The 25,095-nt window shown below is 50.6% G+C and carries 25 protein-coding genes and 1 pseudogene; all 26 read left to right on the top strand.

Annotation, left to right across the window (positions count from 1 at the left end; genetic code table 11):
• Nucleotides 1-736: pseudogene (locus tag ACI48K_RS07620) on the top strand (flagellar hook-length control protein FliK); the annotation flags it as partial.
• Complete coding sequence (locus tag ACI48K_RS07625) at nucleotides 733-1,038, top strand: EscU/YscU/HrcU family type III secretion system export apparatus switch protein (protein WP_475026982.1); 306 nt, start codon at nucleotides 733-735, stop codon at nucleotides 1,036-1,038. The pseudogene ACI48K_RS07620 and the gene ACI48K_RS07625, both read left to right, overlap by 4 nt.
• Nucleotides 1,031-1,423 (top strand): YraN family protein, encoded by a 393-nt coding sequence (locus ACI48K_RS07630; RefSeq protein ID WP_475026983.1) that lies wholly within the window; start codon nucleotides 1,031-1,033, stop codon nucleotides 1,421-1,423. The genes ACI48K_RS07625 and ACI48K_RS07630 overlap by 8 nt, the downstream gene beginning before the upstream one ends.
• A gap of 173 nt (nucleotides 1,424-1,596) precedes the next feature.
• Nucleotides 1,597-3,186, top strand: coding sequence for a YifB family Mg chelatase-like AAA ATPase (locus tag ACI48K_RS07635; protein ID WP_475026984.1), 1,590 nt, complete (start codon nucleotides 1,597-1,599; stop codon nucleotides 3,184-3,186).
• Between the two features lie 445 nt (nucleotides 3,187-3,631).
• Entirely contained in the window at nucleotides 3,632-4,792 is a 1,161-nt protein-coding gene (gene sucC, locus ACI48K_RS07640; RefSeq protein WP_475026985.1) for an ADP-forming succinate--CoA ligase subunit beta, read from the top strand.
• 38 nt (nucleotides 4,793-4,830) lie between these two features.
• A complete protein-coding gene (gene sucD / locus ACI48K_RS07645; RefSeq protein WP_475026987.1) occupies nucleotides 4,831-5,760 on the top strand; it encodes a succinate--CoA ligase subunit alpha in 930 nt (309 codons plus the stop codon).
• 109 nt (nucleotides 5,761-5,869) lie between these two features.
• Nucleotides 5,870-6,958 carry a DNA-processing protein DprA gene (gene dprA / locus ACI48K_RS07650; protein WP_475026988.1) on the top strand — a complete coding sequence of 363 codons (1,089 nt, stop codon included), beginning with the start codon at nucleotides 5,870-5,872 and terminating at the stop codon, nucleotides 6,956-6,958.
• An 82-nt stretch (nucleotides 6,959-7,040) separates the two neighbouring features.
• Nucleotides 7,041-9,152, top strand: coding sequence for a type I DNA topoisomerase (gene topA / locus ACI48K_RS07655; protein ID WP_475026989.1), 2,112 nt, complete (start codon nucleotides 7,041-7,043; stop codon nucleotides 9,150-9,152).
• A gap of 21 nt (nucleotides 9,153-9,173) precedes the next feature.
• The gene (gene trmFO / locus ACI48K_RS07660; RefSeq protein ID WP_475027299.1) at nucleotides 9,174-10,520 is read left to right on the top strand and encodes a methylenetetrahydrofolate--tRNA-(uracil(54)-C(5))-methyltransferase (FADH(2)-oxidizing) TrmFO; all 1,347 of its coding nucleotides are present in this window, start codon (nucleotides 9,174-9,176) and stop codon (nucleotides 10,518-10,520) included.
• 693 nt (nucleotides 10,521-11,213) lie between these two features.
• The gene (gene hslV / locus ACI48K_RS07665) at nucleotides 11,214-11,756 is read left to right on the top strand and encodes an ATP-dependent protease subunit HslV (RefSeq protein WP_475026991.1); all 543 of its coding nucleotides are present in this window, start codon (nucleotides 11,214-11,216) and stop codon (nucleotides 11,754-11,756) included.
• Between the two features lie 58 nt (nucleotides 11,757-11,814).
• Nucleotides 11,815-13,221: an ATP-dependent protease ATPase subunit HslU gene (gene hslU / locus ACI48K_RS07670; RefSeq protein WP_475026992.1), complete on the top strand. Its 1,407-nt coding sequence runs from the start codon at nucleotides 11,815-11,817 to the stop codon at nucleotides 13,219-13,221.
• A gap of 382 nt (nucleotides 13,222-13,603) precedes the next feature.
• The gene (flgB, locus tag ACI48K_RS07675; protein ID WP_475026993.1) at nucleotides 13,604-14,011 is read left to right on the top strand and encodes a flagellar basal body rod protein FlgB; all 408 of its coding nucleotides are present in this window, start codon (nucleotides 13,604-13,606) and stop codon (nucleotides 14,009-14,011) included.
• Between the two features lie 6 nt (nucleotides 14,012-14,017).
• On the top strand, nucleotides 14,018-14,467 hold the full coding sequence (gene flgC / locus ACI48K_RS07680; RefSeq protein WP_475026994.1) for a flagellar basal body rod protein FlgC: 450 nt from the start codon (nucleotides 14,018-14,020) through the stop codon (nucleotides 14,465-14,467).
• A gap of 70 nt (nucleotides 14,468-14,537) precedes the next feature.
• A complete protein-coding gene (gene fliE / locus ACI48K_RS07685) occupies nucleotides 14,538-14,810 on the top strand; it encodes a flagellar hook-basal body complex protein FliE (RefSeq protein WP_475027300.1) in 273 nt (90 codons plus the stop codon).
• Between the two features lie 31 nt (nucleotides 14,811-14,841).
• A complete protein-coding gene (gene fliF, locus ACI48K_RS07690) occupies nucleotides 14,842-16,431 on the top strand; it encodes a flagellar basal-body MS-ring/collar protein FliF (RefSeq protein WP_475026995.1) in 1,590 nt (529 codons plus the stop codon).
• A gap of 11 nt (nucleotides 16,432-16,442) precedes the next feature.
• Complete coding sequence (gene fliG, locus ACI48K_RS07695; protein ID WP_475026996.1) at nucleotides 16,443-17,459, top strand: flagellar motor switch protein FliG; 1,017 nt, start codon at nucleotides 16,443-16,445, stop codon at nucleotides 17,457-17,459.
• Nucleotides 17,452-18,309: a FliH/SctL family protein gene (locus ACI48K_RS07700; RefSeq protein ID WP_475026997.1), complete on the top strand. Its 858-nt coding sequence runs from the start codon at nucleotides 17,452-17,454 to the stop codon at nucleotides 18,307-18,309. The genes fliG and ACI48K_RS07700 overlap by 8 nt, the downstream gene beginning before the upstream one ends.
• A complete protein-coding gene (fliI, locus tag ACI48K_RS07705; protein WP_475026998.1) occupies nucleotides 18,293-19,609 on the top strand; it encodes a flagellar protein export ATPase FliI in 1,317 nt (438 codons plus the stop codon). Before ACI48K_RS07700 ends, fliI begins: the two co-directional genes overlap by 17 nt.
• A gap of 10 nt (nucleotides 19,610-19,619) precedes the next feature.
• On the top strand, nucleotides 19,620-20,063 hold the full coding sequence (gene fliJ / locus ACI48K_RS07710; protein WP_475026999.1) for a flagellar export protein FliJ: 444 nt from the start codon (nucleotides 19,620-19,622) through the stop codon (nucleotides 20,061-20,063).
• 45 nt (nucleotides 20,064-20,108) lie between these two features.
• The gene (locus tag ACI48K_RS07715) at nucleotides 20,109-21,041 is read left to right on the top strand and encodes a MotE family protein (protein ID WP_475027000.1); all 933 of its coding nucleotides are present in this window, start codon (nucleotides 20,109-20,111) and stop codon (nucleotides 21,039-21,041) included.
• A gap of 33 nt (nucleotides 21,042-21,074) precedes the next feature.
• Complete coding sequence (locus ACI48K_RS07720) at nucleotides 21,075-22,475, top strand: flagellar hook-length control protein FliK (RefSeq protein WP_475027001.1); 1,401 nt, start codon at nucleotides 21,075-21,077, stop codon at nucleotides 22,473-22,475.
• 20 nt (nucleotides 22,476-22,495) lie between these two features.
• Entirely contained in the window at nucleotides 22,496-23,017 is a 522-nt protein-coding gene (locus ACI48K_RS07725) for a flagellar hook assembly protein FlgD (RefSeq protein ID WP_475027003.1), read from the top strand.
• Nucleotides 23,014-23,397, top strand: a complete 384-nt coding sequence (locus tag ACI48K_RS07730; RefSeq protein ID WP_475027005.1) for a TIGR02530 family flagellar biosynthesis protein — start codon at nucleotides 23,014-23,016, stop codon at nucleotides 23,395-23,397. The genes ACI48K_RS07725 and ACI48K_RS07730 overlap by 4 nt, the downstream gene beginning before the upstream one ends.
• A 90-nt stretch (nucleotides 23,398-23,487) precedes the next feature.
• On the top strand, nucleotides 23,488-24,306 hold the full coding sequence (flgG, locus tag ACI48K_RS07735; RefSeq protein WP_475027006.1) for a flagellar basal body rod protein FlgG: 819 nt from the start codon (nucleotides 23,488-23,490) through the stop codon (nucleotides 24,304-24,306).
• Between the two features lie 71 nt (nucleotides 24,307-24,377).
• Entirely contained in the window at nucleotides 24,378-24,596 is a 219-nt protein-coding gene (locus ACI48K_RS07740; protein WP_475027008.1) for a flagellar FlbD family protein, read from the top strand.
• Nucleotides 24,597-24,598: 2 nt separating this feature from the next.
• Nucleotides 24,599-25,072 carry a flagellar basal body-associated FliL family protein gene (locus ACI48K_RS07745; RefSeq protein ID WP_475027009.1) on the top strand — a complete coding sequence of 158 codons (474 nt, stop codon included), beginning with the start codon at nucleotides 24,599-24,601 and terminating at the stop codon, nucleotides 25,070-25,072.
• Nucleotides 25,073-25,095: the final 23 nt, after the last annotated feature.

The raw sequence follows: 25,095 nt of genomic DNA on the forward strand, positions 1-25,095 counted from the left end.
CGGCGGTGGGCCTGTGGCCGCGCCGGAGAACGCGCCCGCGCAGCGCGCGGCAGGCGCGGGCGGCGAGGCAGCCGGCGGCGCAGCGGCGCCGGCCGGCAAAGCAGCGGCAGCGCATGCGGACGCCGCTGCCGCGAGTCTTCGTCCGGGGCTGCTGGACGGCAGCCTGGACGCCAAAAGCGTGTCGCCGCACGACACGCTGAAGGGGCTGCTGCTGCAGGCGGCCGCAGCGGATGACTTGCCTGCGCCGCTGCGGGAGGCGGCGCGGCAGCTCGTGCAGCAGCTGACAGGGCAGCAGTTGCTGCTCAATACCGACCGCACCGCGCCATTTGCGCAGGTTACGATGTTCCTGCCGTTTATCGGCTCGGACGGCGGCCAAACGGCTGCCGTGCACATCGAATCCCGGCGCGGCCGAAAAGGTCAACTTGATCCCGCTAATTGTCGGCTATGGTTTGACCTGCAAATGAAGGCATTGGGACAAATTATGGTGGATGTTCAGGTAGCGGATAAAAAAGTTCTGCTGAAAATATACAGCGAACAGGAAACGACCGGGGTTTTTCTGGAATCAAGGCAGGACGAGATCAGTGAGGCCCTCGCAACAGCGGGTTACCGGCTACTGTCGATGAAAGCGGAGCCGTTGATCCCGGCGGATAACGCCGAGAACAGCGATTCGTTGGATTTCAGCGTACCGCTATCGTATGCGCCAAGTGTGTATAAAGGGGTGGATTACCGCGTATGAGTGAGCAGTCAAACGAGCCTTCGCGCGCTTTCAAGAAAGCGGTAGCGCTGAAATACGACCCTGCTCAGAGCGAAGCCCCGGTTGTGGCAGCTAAAGGGAGCGGCCATCTCGCCGAACGCATTTTGGAAACGGCCAGAGAGCATGGAATCCCCGTACAGGAAGATGCTGCGCTGGTTGAAGTACTGTCCAAGCTGGATCTGGATCAGCAGATTCCATCGGAATTGTACACTTTAGTCGCAGAAATTCTCAGCTTTATTTACCGTTCCGATAAGCTTGCGGAAAGAGGGCTGCCCCGTGAATGATGAAAAATTTAATAAAACGCGTGGAGACGGGCGTAAAGAGTTGGGCCGCAAAGGGGAACAGGCCGCGTGCGATTATCTCGCGACGAGAGGGTACCGGGTGCTGGAACGAAATTGGCGCTGCCGTTCGGGAGAAATCGACCTGATCGTCTTGCATGAGAACACGCTCATTATCGTTGAAGTACGCAGCCGCAGCCGTCAGGCGGCGGCTTTCGGCACGCCGGCCGAATCGATTACGCCCCGTAAAATCAGACAGGTCCGCGAGACTGCGGCCATCTATCTTCACCGAACGGGAAAATCGGCTTTACCCGTTCGTTTCGATGTGGTCGCCGTAACATTCGGACCTGACGAAGCGATGAGTATCGAGCATATTATAGCGGCGTTCTGAATTGAGCTTGACATTTTATAACTCGTCTCCTAAAATACGGATATATATCGAGTACTAACATAGAATTGATAGGCAAAATAATAAGAAAGACAAAAAGGAAGCACCTTTTTTCCAAACTATGGATCAACGTCATCATGCGGGATCCGACTAACTGGAAAAGGGTGTATTTTATTATGTACGGAAAATTGTACAGCTCGTGTCTCTACGGCATTGACGGGGTTTTAATCGAAGTCGAGGTGGATCTGGCAAACGGGATTCCCCAGACAAGCATCGTTGGTTTGCCGGATTCGGCCGTTCGCGAAGCCGTTGAGCGGGTTAGAGCGGCTATCAAGAACTGCGGATATTCGTTTCCGCTTCAGCGGGTAACTATTAATCTTGCGCCCGCCGATCTGCGCAAAGAAGGGACCGCTTTTGATTTGGCGATTGCGCTCGCCCTGCTCGCAGCCAGCGGCCAGGTAATTTTGCCTGACGAGGACCGGATGCTGATCATCGGAGAGCTGTCGCTTGATGGATCTTTGCGCCCTGTTCCCGGCGTGCTCTCGATGGTCGATTTGGCCCGGAAAGCGGGGTTTACCTCGGTACTGTTGCCCAAAGGCAACGCGGAAGAGGCCTTGCTGCTGGAAGGTATCCGGGTTTACGGTTTAAACCATCTGGACGAACTTGCCCCCGAGAATCAAGCCGCCCCCGAACCGGATTCCCCTCTTCAATTGCAGTCTTTGGCTCACTTGGAGCTAAACAATACCGGAACCTCCGACGAGGCGTTTTTTTCTTCGGCAGAGGTGCTTGAGAATTACAGCGACGTGCTTGGCCAGCGCCAGATCAAACGCGCGCTCACGATCGCGGCCGCCGGATTCCATAATATTTTACTCATGGGGCCGCCCGGAACCGGAAAAACGATGCTCATCCGCAGGCTTCCTTCCATCCTGCCTCCGCTGACTCAGGAGGAGTCGCTGGAAGTGACCAAAATTTACAGCTCCGCCGGAAAACTGAAAGACTCTGAACGTACCCTGATCGCAAGGCGCCCTTTTCGCGCGCCGCATCATACGATTTCGGCAGGAGGCCTGATTGGCGGAGGAGGAATTCCGAAGCCGGGAGAGGTCAGCCTTGCTCACCATGGAGTATTGTTTCTCGATGAACTTCCGGAGTTTTCCAGAAATGTGCTTGAAGTACTCCGCCAACCGCTTGAGGAACAAAAAGTGACAATCAGCCGCTCTCGTGCGGCTTTTACATTCCCAGCAGGTTTCTTGCTGGCAGGTTCAATGAATCCGTGCCCCTGTGGATTTCTTGGCTCTTCCCCTCCGCTTCCCCGCTGTACCTGCAGCCCTTGGAAAATCGCGCAGTACCGCGAGAAAATCTCGGGACCGCTGCTCGACCGGATTGACATGCATGTCGAGGTTTCGCGCCCGGCGGGCTGGCAGAGTGATGCGCAGCCGCTTAGTTCGGAAGAGATGCGGGAGCAGGTTAGGAGTGCCGAACAGATTCAGCAGAAGCGCTACGCGGGGCTTGCAATAAGCCGCAATAGCGAACTGAGGGAAAGTTTACTCCGCAAATATGCGGGTATCGGAAGGGATGCTGGTGAATTGCTCGAATCCTCTTTTGAGGCGCTTGGACTTAGCATGCGGGCGCATGATCGGATCGTAAAATTGGCACGGACGATTGCCGATTTGGAGGGGAGTTCCGAAATCAAAGCGCGGCATGTCGCCGAGGCGATTCAATATCGGCAGTTGGACCGGAGGTTCCAGGATTTAGGGGAGAGCTTCTGATGTTATTTGTATAGAACTTTTAAATCACTTACATAAATCGATTTTCAGTAAAATAGGTCACATGACAGGATGAATTTTGAATTTGTCGAAAAAGCACGAAAACCCATCTCATTTTGAGAACTTTTTCACAAAATACACAATAAGCCATTGTTGATATGGATATTTGGAATTCCCAGAGCTGACGTAACATAGGCAAAATGTAAGCGATTCATATTTTCAGAGCAGTTGTTTCATGGATTACTGCTCATTCATCGCATTTTGAGATTGAAATGATATAAAAAAGTTGTGTATAAATCATGAACTTTTTAAGGAAAGCGTTTTAAAATAGTGTTACAATAATCTGGGTTTTATGTGTAATGAGCGAAAAATTTGTGCGAGTTTCAAATAGCCGAAAGGCGATTTTGAACAGCCTCTAACATCACCAGTTGATAGGAGGATTTTACGTATGAATATCCATGAATATCAGGGAAAAGAAGTTTTGAAGCAGTATGGGGTTGCCGTTCCGGAAGGGCGAGTGGCGTTTACGGTTGAAGAAGCCGTAGAAGCCGCCGTTTCGCTCGGGAGTCCTGTCGTGGTCGTTAAAGCGCAAATTCATGCCGGAGGCCGGGGGAAAGCCGGGGGCGTCAAAGTTGCGAAAAATCTGGATGAAGTGCGGAACTATGCCGGTGAGATTCTCGGCAAAGTGCTCGTGACGCACCAGACCGGGCCGGAAGGCAAAGAGGTCAAGCGTCTTTTGATCGAACAGGGCTGCGATATTAAGAAAGAGTATTACGTTGGCGTCGTAGTGGACCGGGGGACCGGCCGCGTTGTCATCATGGCTTCCGAAGAGGGCGGAACAGAGATTGAAGAGGTTGCTGCAGAGGCACCGGAGAAAATCTTCAAGGAAGTCATCGACCCTGCGCTGGGGCTGCAAGCTTATCAAGCGCGCCGGCTCGCTTTTGCCATCAACATTCCGAAAGAACTCGTCAATAAAGCGGCTCAATTTATGATGGCCTTATACGAAGCTTTTGTGGACAAAGATTGCTCCATCGCCGAGATTAACCCGCTCGTCGTTACCGGCGACGGAAACGTCATGGCTTTGGACGCCAAGCTGAACTTCGACTCCAATGCGCTGTTCCGCCATAAGGATATTTTGGCCCTTCGCGACCTTGAAGAAGAGGACGGAAAAGAAATCGAAGCCTCGAAATTCGATCTGAGCTATATCGCCCTGGACGGCAACATCGGCTGCATGGTCAACGGAGCCGGTCTTGCGATGGCCACGATGGACATCATCAAGTATTACGGAGGCGATCCGGCCAATTTCCTCGATGTAGGGGGCGGCGCTACGGCGGAGAAAGTGACCGAGGCGTTCAAAATCATTTTGTCGGATGCCAAAGTGAAAGGGATCTTCGTCAATATTTTTGGCGGTATCATGAAATGCGACGTTATCGCTTCGGGGATCGTTGAGGCGGCACAGCAGGTCGGCCTCGATCGTCCCCTGGTCGTGCGGCTTGAGGGAACCAACGTCGAGCTTGGCAAGCGGATTTTGGCAGCTTCGGGATTGGCCATCATTTCCGCGGATTCGATGGCGGACGGCGCGCAAAAAATTGTTGCCCTCGTTTCGTAATCCGGCAATTACCTAATCCATAAGGGGAGGCTCGAAATATGAGTATTTTGGTCGATAAAAATACAAAGGTCATCACCCAGGGGATTACAGGGAAGACCGCCCTGTTTCATGCCAAAGGCGCCCTGGATTACGGCACGCAGATGGTCGGGGGAACTTCTCCGGGCAAAGGCGGAACATCGGTGAACATTGCGCTCGAAAACGGAAAAACGGTAAGTCTGCCTGTTTTTAATACTGTGCAGGAAGCCAAAGAAGCCACCGGGGCTACGGCGAGCGTGATCTATGTGCCGCCGGCGTTTGCGGCAGATTCCATTCTTGAGGCGGTCGAAGCGGAATTAGACCTTGTCATCTGCATCACGGAAGGTATTCCTGTGCTGGATATGGTAAAGGTAAAACGTTATATGGAAGGCAAAAAGACAGTATTGATCGGGCCGAATTGCCCTGGCGTCATTACTCCGGGAGAGTGCAAGATCGGCATTATGCCGGGATATATTCATTTGTCCGGGCACGTCGGCGTCGTTTCCCGCAGCGGCACGCTTACCTATGAAGCGGTACATCAGCTAACGACACGCGGCATCGGCCAATCCTCGGCCGTCGGTATCGGGGGAGACCCCGTCAAGGGATCGGAATTTATCGATATTTTGCGCCGCTTCAACGACGATGACGATACGCACGCCGTAATCATGATCGGTGAAATCGGCGGGACCGCAGAGGAAGAGGCGGCAGAGTGGATTCGCGAGAATATGACGAAACCGGTTGTCGGCTTTATCGGCGGTGTAACGGCTCCTCCGGGCAAACGGATGGGGCATGCGGGCGCCATTATTTCCGGAGGAAAGGGAACGGCCAAAGAAAAGATTGCCAAATTGGAGGCCTGCGGCATCAAAGTGGCTCCAACGCCTGCGGAAATGGGAGCGACTCTGGTTCAGGTGCTTGAGGACAGAGGCATTTTGAATTTGTGCACGACGCACTAATACTTATAACCATCGTAAAGGTAAGCAACCTTCTTAGCCATGAACGGCAAATGGCGGAAGGTTGCTTTTTGCGGTTACGGCTCATTTTTTGGGAGTGGAGGGAAAGGATATGGAGAAGAGAGACATTTTGATTGGATTGCATGAGAGTTCCGGATTGGGTTGGAAGAGAATCAAGAATATTTTGGATTACGATGGGATGTGGGAAGATGCGCCTCTATTTTCCACGGCGGACTGGCTAGCCAGGGGGCTGGACTCTGAGCTGGCCCTGGAGATGTCCGAGCGGTATACCGAAAGCTGGATGGAGGAGCGATTTCATCTTGCCGCTCAAAAAGGCATTCGCACGATCACGTATTTTGACGAAGAATACCCGATATTATTGAAGGAAACGGCGCGGCCGCCTTGGGTGCTGTACGCTCTTGGCGATACGAGCTTGTTGTCGTCCCTGTCGGTTGCCATGGTAGGTACGCGGATACCGACGGCTTATGGCCGTAAAGTTGGAACGATGCTGAGCGAAGAATTAAGCGCCCATGGCATTGCAGTGGTAAGCGGGCTTGCGCGCGGTATTGACGGCGTCTGCCACGAAGCCGCGCTGAACAGTGGAGGAACTACGATCGCCGTACTCGGAACCGCAATCGATGTCGCTTATCCTCTCGAGCACAGCTCGTTATATAGGAGTATCGCGGAGCGGGGCCTCATCGTTTCCGAATACTCGATCGGTACGCCGGGTCATCCCGGGCTATTTCCCCAGCGAAACCGGATTATCGCCGGTTTGAGCCGGGGGACCGTAGTGGTGGAAGCGGATGCGCGCAGCGGATCCCTCATCACGGCGGACCTCGCGCTGGAAGCGAATCGGGACGTGTTTGCGGTGCCGGGTCCCATCACCTCGCCAAAGAGCAGAGGTACGCTTGCATTGCTTCGGCAAGGCGCCAAAATCGTGACGGAAGCCAAGGATATTTTGGAAGAGTACGAGGTCGGCTTATCTTCCGTCAAATCACCTGTCCCGCAAGCTCCTAAGGGAAACGAGTTGACAGAAGAGGAGTGGCGCATATACCATATGTTGGAGCAGGGCATCACGAGTTTTGATGATTTATTGTTTCGGACAAACTGGGATTTTGGACTTTTACATTCAGTTCTGTTATCTTTAATCATGAAAAAAACGGCGGTCCAACTGCCCGGTTCCGTTTTTCAACTAATATAGTCCATTCCTATCCGTGAGTGTCAACTTAATATATGACTATATGAGAATGAAGTTTTGCATTGTTCGAGAGGAGGATGAACCTGTGGCGGATTCACTCGTCATCGTGGAATCGCCTGCCAAGGCGAAAACGATTGGCAAATACTTAGGCAGTAAATACATCGTGAAAGCCTCAATGGGTCATGTTCGCGATTTGCCCAAGAGCCAAATTGGGGTTGAAGTGGAAAACGACTTCAGTCCAAAGTATATTACGATCCGTGGGAAGGGTTCAGTACTGAAAGAATTGAAGGATGCCAGTAAGAAAGTCAAGAAAATCTATCTGGCAGCCGACCCCGATCGTGAAGGAGAAGCGATTGCTTGGCATCTGGCCCACGTTCTGGACGTAGATCAGACGGAAACATGCCGCGTCGTGTTTAACGAAATTACGAAGCAAGCGGTAAAAGACGCGTTTAAAACCCCGCGCAAAATCAATATGGATCTGGTCAACGCCCAGCAAGCACGGCGTATTTTGGACCGGCTCGTGGGGTACAAAATCAGCCCGCTTTTATGGAAGAAGGTCAAGAAAGGCTTGTCGGCCGGACGCGTTCAGTCGGTTGCCGTTAAGATCATTTTGGACCGGGAAAATGAAATTTCCGCTTTCGTGCCGGAGGAGTATTGGAGCATTACGGCGAGGCTAAGAACGGGGGACACTTCGTTTGAAGCCAAGTTCCATAAGCTGAACGGCGAAAGACTGGAACTCTCTAACGAAGAACAAGTTAAAGCTATTTTAAAATCGATCGAACAAGCTGAATTTCGCGTTTCGGACGTTAAAGAGAAGGAACGCCTCCGCCATCCGGCGGCTCCGTTTACGACAAGTTCGCTGCAGCAGGAAGCGGCCCGCAAGTTGAATTTCCGCGCCGCCAAAACAATGTCGGTTGCCCAGCAGCTGTACGAGGGCGTCGATCTCGGGAAGGAAGGCACCGTCGGTCTGATCACTTACATGCGTACGGACTCGACGCGGATCGCTTCTTCGGCTCAGGAAGAGGCCAAAGAGTATATCGTGTCCAAATTCGGCGACTCCTTTGCGCCGGAAACGCCGCGCCAATATTCCAAAAAGGCTGCGGGGGCACAGGATGCGCATGAAGCGATTCGTCCGACCTCCGTGCTGCGCGATCCGGAATCCGTCAAGGAGTTTACGAGCCGCGATCAATACCGTCTGTATAAGCTGGTTTGGGACCGGTTTATGGCGAGCCAAATGTCGTCCGCGGTACTGGATACTTTATCCGTCGATATCGCTGCGGGGGATACCATTTTCCGCGCGGTTGGCTCCAAGATCCGTTTCCAAGGATTCATGAAGGTGTATGTGGAAGGCAATGACGACGGAAGCGTTGCGGACGACGAAAAATTCCTGCCGCCGTTAAACGCGGGGGATGTGGTAAAAAACGAAGAAATCGATCCCAAACAGCATTTCACGCAGCCGCCTCCGCGCTACACGGAAGCCCGGCTAGTGAAAACGCTTGAGGAACTTGGGATTGGCCGTCCAAGCACATATGCCCCTACGCTCGAAACGATCCAGAAACGCGGTTACGTCGCGCTTGAGGAGAAGAAGTTCATGCCGACCGAGCTCGGCGAACTGATCATTGAGCAAATGGAGCAATTTTTCCCGGAAATCCTCGATGTAGAATTTACCGCCCACATGGAAGAAGATCTTGACCATGTTGAGGAAGGCTCGGAGGATTGGGTTCGGGTCCTGGGCGATTTTTATGAGTCGTTTGAGAAACGGCTTGTCGTCGCCGAGGAGGAAATGAAGGAAATCGAAATCGAAGACGAGGTCTCCGATGAAATATGCGAAAAATGCGGCCGGCCGATGGTGTATAAGCTGGGGCGGTTTGGGAAGTTTCTGGCCTGCTCCGGTTTCCCGGAATGCCGGAACACGAAACCGATTGTCAAAGATATCGGCGTAACTTGCCCGAAATGCAAAGAAGGACACGTCGTCGAACGTCGCAGCAAAAAAGGAAGAGTCTTTTACGGCTGCGACCGGTATCCGGAATGCGATTTCGTATCCTGGGATAAGCCGTCGCCAAAGCCTTGCCCGAAATGCGGATCGCTTCTTGTGGAGAAGCGCAACAAACAAGGCGGAAAGCTTCAGTGTACCGCTTGCGATTATGTCGAAGCGATCGAGGAAAACGACGACGCGTTTGACGCGATTGAAGAATGATCGTCACCATAGAGATAATGCATACAGCTTTTAGGGGGGATACAATTGGCAGAATCGAATAGTGTTACCGTCATAGGAGCGGGTCTGGCGGGCAGCGAAGCAGCCTGGCAGCTTGCAAGCCGCGGTATCCCCGTGACCTTGTACGAAATGCGTCCGGTCGTCAAGACGCCGGCGCATCATACGGATAAATTTGCCGAATTGGTATGCAGTAATTCGCTGCGGGCGAACGGCCTAACCAACGCGGTGGGCGTCCTGAAGGAAGAGATGCGGATGCTGAACTCTCTTGTCCTCGGCGCGGCGGACCGCAACGCGGTGCCGGCTGGCGGGGCGCTTGCGGTGGACCGCGACGGCTTCTCAGGAGAAATTACGCGGACGCTTCATGAACACCCGATGGTGGAAGTGATCAACGAAGAGATCAAGGAGATTCCAAGCGATGGCATCGTCGTCATTGCGACGGGCCCGCTAACGTCTCCGGCTTTATCCGAACAAGTTGCGCGTTTGACCGGAGAGGACTACTTCTACTTTTACGATGCCGCTGCTCCGATTGTGGAGAAGGATTCGATCGACATGAACAAGGTCTACCTTGCTTCCCGCTATGACAAGGGCGAAGCGGCATATCTTAACTGTCCGATGAACGAAGAGGAATTTGATGCTTTCTACGACGCATTGATCAACGCCGAAGTAGCGCAGCTCAAGGGATTTGAAAAAGAAGTCTATTTCGAAGGCTGCATGCCAATCGAGATCATGATGCAACGCGGCAAACAGACAGCCCTGTTCGGACCAATGAAGCCGGTTGGCTTGATAAATCCTCATACAGGCACTTTGCCTTATGCTGTCGTTCAGCTTCGTCAGGACAACGCGGCGGGAACGCTGTACAATCTGGTCGGCTTCCAGACCCACCTCAAATGGGGCGAGCAAAAACGCGTCTTTTCCATGATTCCGGGCCTGGAAAACGCCGAATTCGTCCGTTACGGCGTGATGCACCGCAACACGTTCATCAACTCGCCGAAGCTTCTCGGCCCGACGTATCAATTGAGGTCGCGGCCGCAGCTCTTTTTCGCCGGACAAATGACCGGTGTCGAAGGCTACGTCGAATCCGCCGCTTCCGGCTTGATCGCGGGCATCAATGCCGCCCGGGCCGCGGCCGGCCAGGAGGGGATCGTTTTCCCCGAGGACACTACGCTCGGCAGTATGGCCAACTATATTACGACTGCGGACTTCGAGCATTTTCAGCCGATGAACGCCAACTTCGGACTGTTTCCGAAGCTTGACACCCGCTACCGCAAAAAAGCGGAGAAAAACGAGGCGCTCGCAAACCGCGCCCTACAAAGCTTAAAAGCATTCATGACAAAAGAACGGTTGGTCTAACCACCGTTTTTTTTGCATCCTTCAGGATAAAAAGGTAATCTGTTAAGTACAGTGAGTCATACCATAGAACTAGCGTATGAACAGGTGCAATCCCCAGTTGCTTTAAGCACGCAACCCAAGCGCATTCCCGAAGGGAACAGCGATAGGAGCGCCTGTGTGACTCCCCCGTTAGGCAAGGGTGTAACCAGGTAACCCGGGAACTCCCAAAGTAAGACGTACCCCGAAGGGGAGAAAAGCGTTCCACGCACATAGTCCAAGCGCATTCCCGAAGGGAACAGCGATAGGAGCGCCTGAGTGACTCCTCCGTCATTCAAAGGTATAACCAGGTAACCCGGGAACTCCCAAAATAGGACGTACCCCGAAGGGGAGAAAAGCGTTCCACGCACATAGTCCAAGCGCGCATTCCCGAAGGGAACAGCGTTAGGAGCGCCAGAGTCGCTCCCTCGTCAGTCAAAGGTATAACCAGGTAACCCGGGAGCTCGCAAAGTAAGACGTACCCCAAAGGGGAGAAAAGCGATCCAAGCACATAGTCCAAGCGCATTCCCGAAGGGAACAGCGTCAGGAGCGCCTCTACTACTCCAACGTTATCCCAGTTTGCGGGAGTCCAGAGGGCTGCAAGCCCTTGGGGCCCTCCCTTACGGTAAGGGAGGGTTTGGGAGGGTTGAGAATAACACTTGAAAGGAAGTCGAACCCATGATTCCTACTTTTCACGCCACTACCATTTGCGCCGTTCGTCATAACGGAAAGGGAGCGATCGCCGGTGACGGGCAAGTCACTTTCGGCGAAAGCGTTGTTATGAAGCAAACCGCAAAAAAAGTCCGCCGATTATACCGTGGTCAAGTGTTGGCCGGTTTTGCCGGTTCAGTGGCGGACGCTATTACGCTTTTTGAGAAATTTGAAGGCAAGCTGGAAGAACATCACGGAAATCTGCAAAGAGCGGCTGTAGAACTTGCCAAAGATTGGCGTCAGGATCGGGTATTGCGCAAGCTTGAGGCTCTTTTGATCGTGATGGATAAATCGGGGATGCTGCTAATTTCCGGCGGAGGCGAAATTATCGAGCCGGACGATGACGTACTTGCGATCGGCTCCGGCGGTAACTTCGCCCTTTCGGCAGCCCGCGCGCTGAAGCGGCATGCGGGGCAAATGGAGGCCAAAGATATCGTGCGGGAGTCGCTGCAGATCGCTTCGGAAATTTGCGTGTACACCAACAGCAATATTATTGTCGAAGAGCTTTGATGCGGCCGCGATTACAAGGACACAGAGGAAAGTGAATTATTTTCGGGAGGGACGTATCATGTCAAACGCAAATTTAACACCCAGACAAATTGTTGCCGAACTGGATAAATATATCGTGGGTCAAAAGCAGGCCAAAAAATCCGTTGCCGTTGCCTTGCGTAATCGTTATCGGCGAAGCCTCTTAAACGACGAAGTGCAGGACGAAATTGTGCCGAAAAACATACTTATGATCGGCCCGACCGGCGTGGGCAAGACGGAAATTGCGCGCCGTTTGGCCAAACTCGTGGGAGCGCCTTTTATCAAAGTGGAGGCCACCAAGTTCACCGAGGTGGGTTATGTTGGAAGAGACGTTGAGTCCATGGTCCGGGACTTGATTGAAACGGCTATCCGCACAGTGAAGCTGGAACGTACCGAGAAAGTGAAGGACAAAGCGGAAGATCTGGCGAACGAACGGCTCGTCCAAATTCTTGTTCCTTCCGAAAACAAGTCGAAAAACGGACGAAATCCGTTTGAAATGCTGTTCGGGGGCGGTAATCAAAACGGCTCCTCCGACCCTTCAGATCCTAGCGAGGAGGACGGCGGAATCACCGAACGTCGCCGGCAAGTCCGCTTCAAACTGCTGGCCGGCCAATTGGAGAATGATATTGTCGAAGTAGAAGTGGAGGACACAACTCCGACCATGATGGATATGTTCGCGGGTCAAGGCAATGATCAGCTTGGCATGAACATGCAGGAGATGTTCGGCAATTTGCTGCCAAGGCGTACAAAGAAACGCAAGCTGTCCGTCAAGGAAGCGCGCAAGGTATTGACTCAGGAAGAAGCCGCCAAGCTCATCGATCAGGACGATTTGATTCAAGAAGCGGTGACACGGGCGGAGCAGACCGGGATTATCTTTATCGACGAAATCGATAAAGTGGCCAGCCGGGGGCAAGGTTCCGGTCCGGATGTATCCCGCGAAGGGGTGCAGCGTGATATTTTGCCCATTGTAGAAGGTTCGACAGTAATGACGAAATATGGCCCGATTAAAACCGACTACATTTTGTTTATTGCCGCAGGTGCTTTTCACATTGCGAAGCCTTCCGATCTGATTCCCGAGCTGCAAGGCCGGTTTCCGATCCGGGTCGAACTCAGCAGCTTGTCGCTTGATGATTTCGTTTCGATTCTAACCGAGCCTCAAAATGCCCTGACCAAGCAATATATTGAATTGCTGCGAACTGAAGATGTTGAAATCGAGTTTTCAAAAGAAGCTATTCAGGAAATCGCCCGAATCGCTGCCACCGTCAATACCAATACGGAGAACATCGGGGCGCGCAGGCTTCACACTATATTGGAGAAGCTGCTTGAAGATTTGTCCTTTGAAGCGCCAGAGCTTACTCTGGATAAAATGGTGATTACTCCGGAATACGTTCGTGAAAAGCTGGGGGACATTGCGCAGGATCGGGATCTGAGTCAGTTTATTTTATAAAGTCTGATGAAATAGCTGGAAGTTTCACCAAAGACCGTAAGTCCCATTTTATTGGGTACGGTCTTTTTTATTTCGTTTTTTGACAAAATTCTTGATTTGCTGTGATCTAATTATACCCATTTAGCGCATGGTATATAGTAAAATCTACATATAGAAGAAAGAAATACGTAAAAAAATGTAAAGATAGGGCTTTTTTCTTATTGTAATAATGTCGAATCTCCATGAAACTTAGGATATATGGCATTAGGTCATTTTTTTTGACAATAGGACATAAGAAAGATTAGAAAATCCAAGATTTTGTCGAAAGAAAAAGGAATTAAAAAAAGATTGTTGAAATAAAGACAAAGAAACATTTTTCATGAATTTTCAAGGAGGCGTGTCAATGCAGTTGTTAAATGGGGTAGGGTTCAACCGACTTGAAACGGCAATTCAGGCCGCCGATCTTCGGCAGGGGGTTGTTTCCAATAATATTGCCAATAATGACACCCCCTATTTCAAGCGATCGGATGTATCCTTCGAGACATTATTGCAAAACGAAATGAACGGAGACATGCCTGAATTACAGGGCCGAAGAACGAATTCTAGGCATTTTGTTATAGGTCCGTCGTCCGGAGTCCCACAGCCTAAAGTCACAACGGATCAATCGACAGCGATGAACAACAACCAGAATAACGTGGACATCGACAGTGAAATGAGTTTGCTAGCGGAAAACCAGCTTCGGTACAACGCTTATGTCGAACAAATGAACTATTTGATCAAAATGAAACGAACCGCTGTTGAAGGGAGATAGTGAACGATGAATATCAATAACAGCTTCAGTGTCAGTTCTTCCGCTCTTACCGCACAACGTCTTAGAATGGACGTTATTTCTTCGAACATTGCTAATGCGGATACCACTAGAGCTTCCGTAGTAGACGGAAAGGCGGTCCCATATCGGCGGAAGACCGTTGTTATGACCCCGAAACAAGTGAATTTTGACAATGCCTTAAACGCAGCCATGGGTAATGAGCCAAGCAGCCAAGGCGTGAAAATAACGAAAATTGAAGATGATCCGGCTCCTTTTAAGCCTGTTTATAACCCGACAAACCCTGATGCGGACAGTGAAGGCTATGTATATATGCCGAATGTGGATATTCTGAAGGAAATGGTGGATATGATGTCGGCTTCCCGATCCTATGAAGCTAACGTGACGGCGTTTAATGCCAGCAAAGCTATGTTTACCAAAGCACTGCAGATAGGAAAATAGATAGAATATCACAGTACTTAGAGGAGTGTTGACGTTGATCGAAAATGTGAATCTTAATCCTGTCAAAACTATGGAAGGGGCTGTGCAATTAAGTAAACCGCAATCTGCCACCCCGGCGGAGTCCATCAAGGAATTTGGTTCTTATCTCACTGACGCTTTGAACGGGGTAGCTGCGCTTGAGACTAATGCCGGGCAAGTGAACAATCAATTTATTCTCGGTAAAGTGAATGCCGATCAAATGATGATTACCTCGGAACAAGCCTTGTTAAGTTTGCAATTGACTACGCAGGTTCGCAATAAAGTGATAGAAGCTTATCAAGAGATTATGCGTACGCAAATTTAATGACTCTACATGTTTCGGATGAGGTGACATTGTGAATGAGAGAATCACTCAGTATCTGGGCCGATTGACCGGTTACTGGAATCAATTCAGCAGAAAGCAGAAAACGCTACTGATATCAACGGCTGCCTTCATCATTTTAGCCATTGTATTGCTAACGATCCAGTTTTCCAAAACGGAATATGATGTGGCTTTTACTAATCTGGATTCAACGGACGCAGCAGGTATTATCAGTTATTTGGAGTCCGGGGGCATTCCGTATAAATTGGGATCGGATGGAACTACAATTTCCGTTCCAAGTAAAGAAGCAGCGCGCGTAAAAGTGGACATTGGTTCGCAAGGTATCGTCCAAAACGGGTCGATTGGCCTTGAATCTTTTAATGAGGGCTCTTCGCTTGTTGGGATGACGGATAACGAGTTCAATGTTAAATACAAAAATGCCCTTAACGGGGAAGTCGAACAGCTGCTGAAACGGATGCAAGGCGTCAATGATGCGAAGGTGTTGATTAATCTTCCGGATAAAAACGTATTTGCCAGTCCGGACGAGCAGGAAAAGGCTTCGGCATCCATTGTCGTAAAGTTCAAACCGGGATACCGCCCCAACCAGGAGGCCATTGACGGACTTTTTAATCTCGTAAAAACGTCTGTCCCTAATCTTCCGGTGGAAAATATCTCGCTGTCTTCCAGCGACGACACGATTTTGCTCCCGTCGGGACAAGAAGGCGGCGTCGGCGGTTCACTCTCGAGTGCCGTGCAAGAAAATATGGCTTTGCAGAAAAAGTTTGAAAGTGACGTTAGTCAGAGCGTCAAACAATTTCTGTCTAGGCTGACCGGACCGGACAAGATTGAAGTGCTCGTAGCTTCGAAGCTGAATTTCGATCAGGTTAGTGAAAAGGATAATCTCGTTACGCCGGTGGATACCGAAAATATGCAGGGGATTGCTATCAGCGCCCAAAAAATCCAAAAAAGCTATACAGGACAAGGGACTCCGGATAGCGGGGTGCCTGGGACGGGCCAGACGGATGTGAGTAACTACCCTTCGACGCAAACCACTGGGGGATCAACTTCCGATGAATCTTCATCAACGATCAATTACGAGGTTAACCGAATCACTAAAGATATCGTTGCCAGTCCATACGTTATAAAAGATTTAACCATTAATGTTGCCGTTGAACCGCCAGCCGGGGAACAAACTTTGGATGTGACCACACAAGGGGCAATCGAAAATATACTTACTAATATTGTTCGATCATACTTAGCGGATTCCGGAACGACCTATACAGATACGGATCTGCAGAAAAAGGTTGCCGTGTTCTCGCAACCGTTCCACACGGAGGATCAACCATCCAATGGGCTGACTCTTTCGAATCCTCTGGTCTGGGGCGTTGGCGCAGCCGCGTTGCTCGCTTTGGCCGGGGTTGGGTTTTTATTGTTCCGCCGCCGCCGGAATAACCAAGAAGAAGGGGAAGAGGAGATTTCAATGCCGCTTACTCCTGAGTTCCCATCGATCAACTTGGATACGGTCACGAATGAAAACCAAGTGCGCAAACAACTGGAAACACTTGCTAAGAAGAAGCCGGATGAATTCGTCAACTTGCTTCGTACTTGGCTGGCTGACGAATAGAGGTGAACGCATTGTCGAAAACAAATGCTCAAGTTTTAAGCGGGAAACAAAAAGCGGCTATATTGTTGATTACTTTAGGTCCGGAAGTTTCGGCCCAGATATTTAAGCACTTGAGGGACGAAGAGATTGAACAGCTCACGCTTGAAATCGCCAATGTCCGCAAAGTCGATAACGCAGAAAAAGAAATGATTATGGCGGAATTCCACCAGATTTGCCTGGCTCAGGAGTATATCACGCAAGGTGGCATTAATTACGCCAAGGAAATTTTGGAGAAGGCTCTTGGCCAATCCAAAGCGTTTGACATTATTAATCGCCTGACTGCAACGCTGCAAGTAAGACCGTTTGATTTCGCCCGCAAGGCCGATCCGAATCAAATTCTCAACTTTATACAAAACGAGAACGCACAAACGATCGCTCTCGTCTTATCGTATCTGCAGTTTGAACAAGCGGCGGCTATTCTCTCTTCGCTCCCTCAGGAGAAGCAAGCGGAAGTAGCGAGAAGAATCGCCATGATGGACAGCACTTCGCCGGAAGTTATTTCCCAGGTGGAACGAGTGCTGGAACAGAAACTATCCGCTACCGTAACTCAGGACTATACCAGCGCGGGCGGTATCGAGTCGATCGTTCAGATTTTGAATGGCGTCGACCGAGGCACGGAACGAACGATTTTGGACGCACTGGAGATTCAGGATCCCGAGCTTGCCGAAGAAATCAAGAAGCGTATGTTCGTTTTCGAGGATATCGTCAATATCGACAACCGTTCCATTCAGCGGATTATCCGCGACATCGAAAATGCAGACCTCCAGCTTGCGCTTAAAGTGGCGAGCGAAGAGGTACGCGAGGCCGTATTCCGCAATATGTCGAAACGCATGTCGGAAACCTTTAAGGAAGAAATGGAATTTATGGGTCCCGTACGGTTGCGTGATGTGGAAGAAGCTCAAACACGCATCGTAGCTACGATCCGCAGACTGGAAGAAGCCGGTGAAATCATCATAGCCCGCGGCGGAGGAGATGACATCATTGTCTAATTTGATTAAGGTGTCCCAGTATGTTCCGTTGGACATTCTCAAGCAGCTCAACTTAGCCAAGACGCATGTTACTTCTGAAGATTCATCAATAGAAAATGGGACCGCTTCGGAAGCTGGCGAAGTCATCTCGCAGGACGATGTCGCCGCTGAGGAATCGAGGCGGCAAATGCTTAGCGACGCGAAGGATTTCGCCGAACGCCAGGTGAGGGAGGCTTCCGAACAGGCCGAACGTTTGCTGGCGGAGGCAAGAGAACAAATCGAGCAGTGGTGGCAGGAGCGGCGTGAACAAGATGAGCATATGGTTGAAGCAATCAAATCGGAGGGCTTCAATCAAGGCTTTGAAGAGGGAAAGGTTCAAGCCGAACGTTCCATGCAAGCCCAAATTGAAGAAATGATGGGAGAAGCGGCAACCGTATTGGAGCAGGCTTATCTTGAGAAGGAAAGGATCATCCAGGAAGCTGAGCCGTTTCTCGTTGACCTGAGCTGCGCTATAGCGGAGAAGGTTATCGATAAACAGCTTGATATTGATCAGGAATACACGCTAGAGCTGATCAGGAAAAGCTTGGCTCGAAAACGGGAACAAGGCGTTTTGACGTTGTGCGTATCTCCTTCTCAGTTTGCTTTTGTGCAGGCCGCCAGAGAAGAACTCAGTTTAGCAATAGATTCCCAGGCAGAACTGCAAATCTTGCCCGATACGACCGTCAAGGATCGCGGCTGCGTAATCCGCTCCGCTTTTGGCAGTGTGGACGCCAGAATCGATACCCAGTTGTCGGAGATCAAAAAAGAACTGTTGCGGATTTCGCTGCAGGCCGAGGAACGGGGGCAATTGGGTGATGAGTATGAACGTTGAGAGGTATATCGATCATCTTAGACAAATTGACCCCGTAAGAATCAATGGCAAGGTTACACAGGTCATCGGATTGATGGTGGAATCCGAAGGCCCGGACGCCAGCATTGGAGACGTCTGTTACATATATCCCAGCAAAGCGTCTAACCCTCTTCAAGCTGAGGTTGTCGGTTTCCGCGACAATAAAGTGCTGCTGATGCCACTTGGCGAACTGCAGTCCATTGGACCGGGTTGCGATGTTGTTGGGACCGGAAAGCCGCTTACCGTTCAAGTCGGATCGGAGCTTCTCGGTAAAGTGCTCGACGGCTTGGGTCAGCCTTTGGACGGAGCGATGCTTCCGTCTCGAATGGGACATTACTCAACATACAACAAACCGATGAATCCGCTCAATCGTCCTCGGGTGGCTGAGCCTATCAGTATCGGAGTCAGGGCCATTGACGGCCTTTTAACGATCGGGAAAGGGCAGCGGGTCGGCATTTTTGCGGGTTCCGGGGTCGGAAAAAGTACCCTCATGGGCATGATCGCCCGAAATACGTCGGCGGACGTGAACGTCATCGCCTTGGTTGGGGAACGTGGCCGCGAAGTGCTTGACTTTATTGAGCGGGATCTTGGCCCGGAAGGCTTGGAGCGCTCCGTCGTAATCGTGGCTACTTCCGATCAGCCCGCTCTGATTCGGATGAAGGGAGCGCTTATAGCGACGACAATTGCCGAATATTTTCGCGATCGCGGACTTAACGTCATGCTGATGATGGACTCGGTTACCCGTTATGCTATGGCGCTGCGCGAAGTTGGGCTTGCAGTCGGAGAGCCTCCGGCGATGCGCGGGTATACCCCTTCGGTATTTGCGGCGCTTCCGAAGCTGATGGAAAGAGCGGGGACTGGACCGACCGGCTCCATTACCGCTTTTTACACCGTGCTCGTTGATGGCGACGACATGAATGAGCCGATTGCCGATGCGGTGAGAGGGATTTTGGATGGACATATCGTACTCAATCGGAATATCGCGAACAAAGGGCATTTTCCGGCGATCGACATTTTGGCAAGTATCAGCCGGGTTATGAAGGACATTGTTCAGGACGATCAAATCGAAGCCGCTGAAAATTTGAAAAGACTGCTGGCTGTATACAAGGACTCTGAAGATTTGATCAATATCGGAGCATATCAGCAGGGCTCCAACGCAGATATTGATGAAGCCATTAGCTATATTCAAAGAATTTGGGATTTTTCAAAGCAGAAAGTCAATGAAAAAGTAACGTTATCCGAAGTACAACAACGCTTGATTTCAGAATTTTCAAGGGGATGAACTTTAAAGGATGAAGTTTCGTTACGTTTACCAAAAAGTCGTTGATTTAAAAACAAACGAAAAAACCCAGGCCGAATGGATGCTCTCTGACGCGGTTGGTCAGCTGCAAGCGGAGCAGCGTTCACTGGAGCAATTGTTCGAAGAACGAAGCGGCACGGCGTTTGCAATCCAAAACGAGATGGAAAACAAGGCATCGATGATCAAACTGCAGGAACTCCAACGGTATGCGGATTATTTGGAGCAATGCATTATGCGGAAAACCGGAGAAGTTCGGCAGGCTGAAATGAACGTTGAGAAAAAGAAAACGATTCTGAACGGCAAGGTGCTTGACGAAAAAGTGTGGCTTAAAGCCAAAGAGAAAGCGAAGGACAAGTTCACGCACGAGATGCTTGTCCGGGAACAAAACGAGCTTGACGAGATGGCCACAGTCCGATTTGTTATGAGGGCCCGGTAATCCGAGCCAACTGAAGATTATTGGAACATGGAAGGAGGGATACCGATGGCACAAACTGGACTAGAGGAAGATTTTGAGGAATCGGGTGGCGGTTTCTCGCGGTTTCTCTTCTTTATAACTCCCATTCTGTTCACGGTAGTCCTGCTTGGGGTGCTGCTTGCGCTGTTTAATATCAATTTCCGCAACACGCTGATCAATCTGGGAAATCAAATCCCGATTGTCAAAAACTTTGTTCCCGATCCGGAAGTTCCCGGAACCGTGAATCCCACCATAGCGGAGGAGAAAAAACAGGAGGAAAGCACCGACGCCACCGTCAAACAGCTTAAAGATCAAGTGGCGAAACAGGAAGCGGACCTCAAGTCGGCAAATCAGCAGGCGACGGATCAAGCAAACAAAGTGAAAGAACTGCAAGATCAACTTACTGCCGCACAGGACAAGAAGGCGGAAGAAGAACAGGCCGCAAGTGACGAGAACTATCAGAAAGAAGTCAAAAAGCTGGCTCAGATGTACGCTGACATGAGCCCGGGAAAAGCGGCGGCGATTTTTGACAAGCTGACCACGGACGAAACGCTGGAAATGCTCAGTTCGATGAATAACGAAAGCAAAGTAGCGATTCTTGAAAAAATGGATCCGCAAAAAGCGGCCGATATCTCTATCAGGCTTAAAGATATCAAGTCCTCGGACGATTTGGCGATCGCGGCTTTGCAATCCAGACTCAAGAAAGACGCGACGGACCAAGCGGCGGGCGCAAAAAACGCCTCCGGCCTGGATGACACTCAGCTTGCCCAGACGTTTGCCAGCATGACTGCCGATTCCGCGGCGACGCTCCTTTTGCAGACTTACAAAATCAGTCCGGATAAGGCTCTGAAAATTTTGAAATCGGTGGATGACTCCACCCGTTCGAAAATTTTGGCTTCCATGACGAATGCGGACTCGCAGCTGACGTCCAAAATCTTGAATCTGCTCGTAACCAAATAAGTAGTACCAGGAACTTGAAAGGAGGTGAAAAAAATGACACAAACGGTAACTAATCTTTCTGGAGGAACTGCCGCAGGCGGACTTTGGTACGGATCAACCGGCAAAACGGATTCCGAACAGGCTTCGCTGCAGTCTTTTAATCAGACGCTTCTTGCCATGCTTGGAGCGAATGGGGCAACGTCGCAGGAAGGACAAATCCCGGCGCAATTGCTCAATTTGGTCGGAGCGCTTCCGCAGGAAGCGGCGGGAGATTCCCAAACGGCTCAAGACGGTTCACTGATGGCTGTAATTGAAGGTTTGCTGAAGCAACTGGACAAGCTGGATGATGCGCTTCAACAGGATCCGTCACTTCTGACCGTATTGCAGGGTTGGCTGCTTAACGTGCAAAACTTGATTCAGCCCGATCAAACCCCAACGGCTGAGGAAGGTTCGACAATGGGCAGTTTGCCGGTTTTGGCACAACATCCACAAACGATGCGCTTTGCCGTGCAGGACGCTCTTGTGCAGTTGCTTACGACAGCCGCCGGACAACAGAAAGCAGCCGGTATGCCTTCAGGCCAAACGGGAGTCCTATTGGAATCCTTGCAAAGTCTGCTATCCAATTTGCCTGACGTTGACGCCAAGGGGACCAATGCGACAAATTCCAATTCTGCCGTAAACCAGCAAAATTGGGCTTCTGCAGCCTTCGATCCAAGTTCTTCGGTAAGCGATAAAGCAAATGCAGATGCAAATGCGGATTCGCAGAAATCGGGAAGTTCTCAATTGCCTCAGGTTGTTCTGAAAAGTGACAACCATAGCAGTGGTAAGGCTAACCCGACGACGGCCTCGTTTGTATTGGCGGATAGCGACCTGAAGTCTGAGGATTCCGATCTGCAGCCGGGAAGCATCGTTACAGCAGGTCAACTTGCAATGAGGGATAATGGCGTAGCTCCATTAAAATTGGCGGCTCCACCCGTTCCTGTAGAAAACTTTGCCAAGGAAATGAGCGGTTTTCTGGTAAGCAAGCTTGAAGTTGTAAATTTGCACGGCGTATCCGAGGCGAAAATCTCGCTTTACCCTGAACATTTGGGTCAAGTGGACGTGAAAATTACGATGCAAGGCGGTCAATTGGTTGCTCAATTCGTAACGGAGCATGCATTTGCCAAGGAATCGTTGGAACAGCAAATGGCGCAGCTCAGATCGGCGCTGCAACAGCAAGGCCTTCAAGTTAGCAAGCTGGAAGTAACACAAAACACGTCATTGTCTTCGCACATGTACCAGGACGGCCGTCAACCGGGTAATGGTTCGGGGCAGCAGCAGAACGGGAAGCGTCGTGAAGTGGCGAATGAAGAAACGTCAGCGATCCATGACTTGAATGAAGAATGGAACGATTGGATTTCTGAAGTCAGAGCGAAGGAACAAAGCTACGGCAGTTCTTTTGTCGCTAAAGCCTAGGAAGAAGGGAGGTAATCCGAATGGCCGATATAGGAGTGCCTAATTTGATGTGGCCGAACTACTCGAAGAACAATGTTGAACAAGCCGCAAAGAAAAGCACTGAAATGGGGAAGGACGATTTCCTGAAATTGATGATCGCTCAAATGCAATATCAAGATCCGATGTCTCCGATGGATAACTCGCAGATGGTTGCTCAAATGGCCCAGTTCACGTCCGTAGAACAACTGGCCAATATTAACAGCCAATTGACATCCATGAGCCAGTCTCTGGGAAACGAGTCCGGCTTGATCGGCAAATTGGTCACTTGGAATGGCGAAACCCAAACGGGGAACTACGATGTTTCCACAGGGCAGCCTGAAGTGATAACGACAAGAGAAAGCGGAATTGTCGATTCCATTATCGTGCGAGACGGTGTTCACTACGTGAAGGTCGGGGATAAAGAAGTCAAAATTTCCGATATTCAGCAGGTGGAAGATGCGCCGGAATCGCAGGATGACCCAACTTCCGGGACGGATGAATCGGCGGAAGCGGGTGGATCATGAACCCTCCATTAAAGATTGGACAACTGTATCCCGGACGGATGCAGCTGAACCCTTTACCGCGATCGAAAAATACCCAAACGGGGGCAAGCCAGGGAACAAGCTTCAAGGACATGCTGCAGGATCGTCTCCTGCACTTCAGCAATCATGCGGTTAAGCGGCTTGAACAGCGCGGAATCGAATTGAAGCCCGAACAGCTTCGCCAGATTGAATCCGCGATTGACAGTGCTGCCGCCAAAGGGGCAAAGGACTCGCTGATTTTGATGAAAGACATGGCCTTGATCGTTAATGTAAACAACCGAACGGTTGTGACGGCTATGGATGGAAGCAGCATGAAAGATAACGTGTTTACGCAGATCGATAGTGCCGTCATTATTTCCTAAAATGGCTGGACCGGTTACGGAAAGCCATGAATGCCGCGGATCGACAGAAGCGGCGTCAAGCTTATTTTGAAATGGGAGGATTGAGAAGGAATGTTAAGATCTATGTATTCAGGCGTAGCCGGCATGCGCGGTTTCCAAACGAAACTTGACGTCATCGGCAACAACATTGCAAATGTCAATACAGTTGGTTTCAAAGCGGGACGCGTAATGTTTAAAGACATTATGAGCCAAACCGTTTCCGGAGTAACTCCTCCTGCAGAGGGGGAAACCGCTGGCGTAAATGCCAAGCAAATCGGTCTTGGCGTTCAGATCGGTTCCATCGATACTCTTCACACCGGCGGCAGCGCCATGACAACGAACAACCCGCTGGATTTGCGGATTGACGGAGACGGTTTTTTTCTCGTGAAATTAAACGCTGATCAGGAGGTTCCTTTCCTGACTCGCGCGGGCGATTTTCATCTTGATGCTGCCCGTCAACTTGTAACGTCGGACGGTTTGCTCGTTGTTGACTCCGGCGGCGCTCCGATTCAGCTTGGAGAAGATGTTACCGCATTTTCGATCGCTCAGGATGGAACTATCATTCAGCAATTGAATACCGGCGAAACTGAAGCGGGCGCGCAACTTGGAATCGGAAAGGTGGTTAACCCTGAAGGTTTGGAGAAAATTGGAGGCAATCTATATCGGATGACCCTAAATGCCAATCCCGAAGGCGAATTGACGCCAACCACCGCGAACAATACGGAAGATGGCACAGGTGCTGTTATTTCCGGGCAGCTTGAAATGTCCAACGTCGATCTTACGGGAGAATTTACAGAAATGATCATAGCTCAGCGCGGTTTCCAAGCGAACTCGCGGATCATTACCACTTCCGATGAAGTGCTGCAAGAAGTCGTTAATTTGAAACGTTAAGTTTAACGGTAGCGGAGAGGGCTTGTCCCTCTCCCTGCCAACGATGTCCGTTACTTTATAGGAGGGGTGTCATGATTTCTGTAACGCGTTTAAACGGTGCGCAAATGTGGCTGAACGCCATTATGATTGAAACCGTGGAGGAAACACCGGATACATACGTCACCCTGGTAACGGGCAAGCGTATTATCGTGCTGGAGAAGGCGGCCGAGGTGATCGAGATGATCAAGCAGTATTACATAGAAATCGGCATCCACGCAGCAACCATAAAAGTGCAACAAACGGAGGAATAGTCATGAAAAAAATGGTGCCTTGGCTTATTACGATTTTGTTGGCGATTACTCTCATCGTACTGGCCTTCTTCCTGCTGCTGAATCAACTCAACAAACCCGCACCAGGCAGCGAGATAAAAGAAGCCGTACAGAATGTGACCCAACCCGAAAGTTTATCGGCGGATGAGCTGGTGAAAGTAACTTCTACCATCGACGACATCAAGACGAATCTGTCTGATCCGAACTACGTGGTGGTCATGGATTTCGCCTTTCAGCTCGACAAAGCGGCTTCGAAAGAAGATTTTGATAAGATCAAGGATTTCAAGATAAAGCCGATCATTATCAAAACGCTTGCCGACACGAAACCGGAAGAGCTCACGGGTGCCAGAGGCAAAGACAATTTAAGCTCCAAGCTGCTCAACCTGCTTAACAAAGCGCTCCCGGATGGGAAATTGATTCAAATCGATATTACCGACTTTATTATGACGACCATTTAGAAATATCGATCGAAACTATTCTT

The sequence above is a fragment of the Paenibacillus terrisolis genome, from assembly GCF_056171975.1.